3 protein-coding genes and 3 pseudogenes are annotated in these 4,046 nt (G+C 49.2%); all 6 read right to left on the minus strand.

Annotated features, from left to right (window positions below; translation table 11 throughout):
* Positions 1–48 precede the first annotated feature (48 nt).
* Positions 49–213, minus strand: a pseudogene (locus ACUU1M_RS19190) (YeeE/YedE thiosulfate transporter family protein); the annotation flags it as partial.
* A 178-nt stretch (positions 214–391) separates the two neighbouring features.
* Positions 392–1,750 (minus strand): putrescine/proton symporter PlaP, encoded by a 1,359-nt coding sequence (plaP, locus tag ACUU1M_RS19195; RefSeq protein WP_000019197.1) that lies wholly within the window; start codon positions 1,748–1,750, stop codon positions 392–394.
* Positions 1,740–1,802: a membrane protein YoeI gene (gene yoeI, locus ACUU1M_RS19200; RefSeq protein WP_097433929.1), complete on the minus strand. Its 63-nt coding sequence runs from the start codon at positions 1,800–1,802 to the stop codon at positions 1,740–1,742. The genes plaP and yoeI overlap by 11 nt, the downstream gene beginning before the upstream one ends.
* A 214-nt stretch (positions 1,803–2,016) precedes the next feature.
* Positions 2,017–2,946, minus strand: a pseudogene (locus tag ACUU1M_RS19205) (LysR substrate-binding domain-containing protein).
* 45 nt (positions 2,947–2,991) lie between these two features.
* Positions 2,992–3,816, minus strand: a complete 825-nt coding sequence (locus ACUU1M_RS19210; RefSeq protein WP_000754740.1) for an SDR family oxidoreductase — start codon at positions 3,814–3,816, stop codon at positions 2,992–2,994.
* Between the two features lie 82 nt (positions 3,817–3,898).
* Positions 3,899–4,046 (minus strand): annotated as a pseudogene (gene yoeB, locus ACUU1M_RS19215) (type II toxin-antitoxin system mRNA interferase toxin YoeB); the annotation flags it as partial.

Here is a 4,046-nt window from a genome sequence, read left to right on the forward strand (position 1 = left end):
GCACCTTAAAATCACCATCATACACTAAATCAGTAAGTTGGCAGCATTACCCACGCTTTGTACCGAAATTGCAATCAGCAAGGCGTAAAACATGCGATTATTTTTCGCGATATACATATCGCGAAAACCACCAGTCAGGCAAAAACGCCCACGCTGCATGACAAATCCCAGCAGAGCACCACAAATTAGCCCGCTTAATATCATTGAAAACATAAATTAATTAACCAGATGAATGTTAATGGGGAAATTTTTCATGACTGGTGGAATGCAGACCAATAACCAAATTCTCTAAATTAGAACAAATGGTTATTAATGAGGATTTCGATAAAAAAGAATAAAAAAACCGGAGCCAAATGTTCATTCGACTCCGGTTTATTATTAGAAAAGATGATTATGCTACGTCTTCGTACTGCGGAACCGGATTACGGAAGCTCTTGGTGACGCAAGCCAGGTAAATCAGACCGATAGCAGCCCAGATCAGACCCAGAACCATTGAGCTTTCTTCCAGGTTAACCCACAGCGCACCAACGGTCAGCGCACCACACATCGGCAGGAACAGATACTGGAAGTGATCTTTCAGCGTCTTGTTACGCTTCTCACGGATCCAGAACTGCGAGATGACCGACAGGTTAACAAAGGTGAACGCCACCAGCGCACCAAAGTTAATCAGCGCCGTTGCCATTACCAGGTCGAAGTTGATTGCCAGCAGGGCAATCGCGCCAACCAGGATGATGTTCATCGCCGGAGTACGCCATTTCGGGTGTACATAACCGAAGAAGCTTTTCGGGAACACGCCGTCACGACCCATTACGTACATCAGACGCGCTACGCCTGCGTGCGCCGCCATACCGGACGCCAGTACGGTAATGGTGGAGAAGATCAGCGCGCCAACCTGGAACGCTTTACCCGCAACGTACAGCATGATTTCAGGCTGTGACGCATCCGGATCTTTAAAGCGAGAGATATCCGGGAAGTACAGCTGCAGGAAGTAAGTTGCAAAGATGAAGATCATGCCGCCAATCAGCGCGGTCAGGAAAATCGCACGCGGGATCACGCGCTCTGCATCTTTGGTTTCTTCCGACAGATTGCTGATGCCGTCAAAGCCGGTAAAGGAGAAGCACAGGATTGTCGCCCCGGTAATCATCGGGATAACATGCGCATCGCCAGACCAGAACGGACGCGTGCTCGCCAGCGTACCAGCGCCTTCACCTTCAAATACGCCATAAACAACCATGCCCAGAATCACCGCGATCAGCACTACCTGCAACACGACGATTACAGTGTTGAAGTTCGCTACGGATTTCAGACTACGCAGGTTAAAGGCGGTCATAAAGGCCACCAGCGCCACCACAAACATCCACGATGGAATGGAAGGCACCAGAGCTTCAAAATAGATTTTCGCCAGCAGAATGTTGATCATCGGCGCGAACAGATAGTCGAGCAGAGAAGACCAACCCACCATAAAGCCGACAGTCGGGCTAATGGATTTCTGGGCGTAAGTGTATGCAGAGCCAGCAGAAGGATAGCGGCGAACCAGCTTCCCGTAGCTCAGAGCCGTAAACAGGATCGCAATCAATGCGAACGCATAGGCTGTCGGCACATGACCATCCGTGAGGCCTGAAACGATACCAAATGTATCAAACAGCGTCATCGGCTGCATATAGGCTAGACCCATCATTACAACCGGAACTAACGTAAGCGTTTTACGCAATTCCACGCGAGAGGTGTTTGGAGTAACGTTATGCGACATGGTTATTCTCCTTTACGGTGATAACCGTCGCGTAAGCAAAAAATTGCCCCATTTTTTTGGATTCCTCAGCGACAACAACTGTCGATTTTTAGTAAATATCTATCCGGTACGAAGCCCGGCCTCTTGGTATGAATGATTGGTTTGAAGCAAAAAATAACCGACGCTAATTAAACGTCGGTTTTTAGTCATTTTTTGACAGCGGCGCATTGTGCCTAAATGGGGGGGAAATGACAAGAGAATGAGAGGCTTGTCATAATAATTTTTCTTTAAATGGCTGATTTTCCGTCATCAGATTTTGCATAAACACCGGCGATCGCACTATTTGCTAAAATTTCATCTCGCCACCAGCCGCTGGCAAGCCCTGCGGTCTGTTCATTCCAGCCAATCCAGACAGGTTCAAAGAGAGTTTGGGCGACCACTTTCTTCTCGATTAACGCGCCACTATCGAGAAAACGTTGCGCCAGATACCGTGGTAAATAGCCGCAGCCAAGGCCGCTAATTTGCAGCTCCAGTTTGGTTTTAAAATCGAAAACGGTAATGGCTTCTTGTTCGTCGAGAAGTTGTGAGGCCGTAGAAGCGCCTGCCTGCGCAGTGTCCCCCACCACAATCGCCCGATATCGTTTAATGATACGACGGTTTAACGGTTCTTCTTCCTGGGCTAACGGATGATGAGGCGCGACCGCAAAGACTTGTTCAAGATCGCCCAACCGCGAGAAACCAAACTCACTGGAAGATGGTGGCTCATGCATCGCGCCAACGATAATATCCGCTCGCCCCTGAGTCAGGGCATCCTAGGAACCACCGAGTACGCCATTGATAAACTTCAGGCGCGTCACGCTATGATGTTGATAAAAAGCTTCAATGAGAGGCGCAAGCAGAGAAAAAGGAAACGTGTCGTCCACGCCAATCACCAGCTCGTTTTCCCAGCCTTCATGCAGTTTGATGGCCTGCTTTTCCAGTTCTCGCACGGTATGCAGAACTTCCCGCCCTTTCTCTAATAACATTTTTCCGGTGAGGGTGAATTTAGCGCGGTGTCCGCTACGATCAAGCAATTGAATATTTAGGTCGCTTTCCAGCTTGTGAACGGTGTAACTCAGAGCGGACGGCGTCTTGTAGAGTTTGGCTGACGCCGCCGCAAAACTGCCCTCTTTTTCTATGGCATCGAGGATCATCAACACATCCAGCAGTGGTTTCATACACGCCCCCTTGCAGTGCATGCGGCGTCCTGCTGGCGTGATCGTTTACTCCAGCGGCATTACCAGCGGATCGGGATACTGGTATTCAAATCCCAGTTCATTACAAATCCGACTGCCATCAATAATCTTACCTTTGCCGCTGTCCAGACTATTTCTGAACTGCGGAGGTTGCAGCCCCAGTAAACGGGCCATCTGCGGATAGAAAACATTACGCGCAGGGTGAGCTGGCGCACATATATTATAGATGTGTCCGCCTTTAGGTGCCTGTAACAACAGAGTGATAGCGCCAATAACATCTTCTAAATGGACTAAATTAACACCATGTTCACCATCAGGGGCGGTTTTTCCGGCAAAGAAGCGTCCCGGATGACGTCCCGGTCCGACCAGGCCCGCAAGACGCAGAATATCGACCGAAGTACCGGGTAAATTGTGCAGCCAGTCTTCGAGTTCTTCTAATACTCGTCCACTGTTGGTTACCGGATTACGCGGGGTAGTTTCTTTAACCGTGCCTTGCGCGTCGCCATAGACAGATGTTGAGCTGGTAAAAATAATTCGGGGAATACGATGGGCCAGCGCGCTATCCACTAACTCTTGTACCGCTTGTAAATAGAACTCATCGCCGGGGCCGCTACGACGTGCCGGAAGCGTAATGACCAGCGCATCGGCATCCATAAGGGCATCCAGATCGTCAGAATCGCAAACTAACTCAGGCTCCATGCGAAGCAGATAGCTATCAATGCCACTCATTCGGGCCGCTTCGACACCATCTTGTGTGGTTTTACTCCCGGTGACTTGCCAGCCTCGCGCTGAAAGTGACATCGCCAGCGGCATACCTAACCACCCTAACCCGACAATTGCGACCTTTTTCATCCGTTATCTCCTGATACACCTTAGATCTATAAGGTTACGCTAGCGTATCAAAACTGACAATTCATTCTATGAATGAATCTGTTCAATAATGATAACGACATGCTGCAATGAGCAGTGAATCATCAGTAACCGCGTATACCAGACGGTGCTCCTCTGTAATGCGTCGGGACCAGAAACCTGACAAATTATGTTTCAGGGGTTCTGGTTTCCCCTTACCTTCAAATGGTGTT

The sequence above is a fragment of the Shigella sp. SIG6 genome (assembly GCF_053555815.1).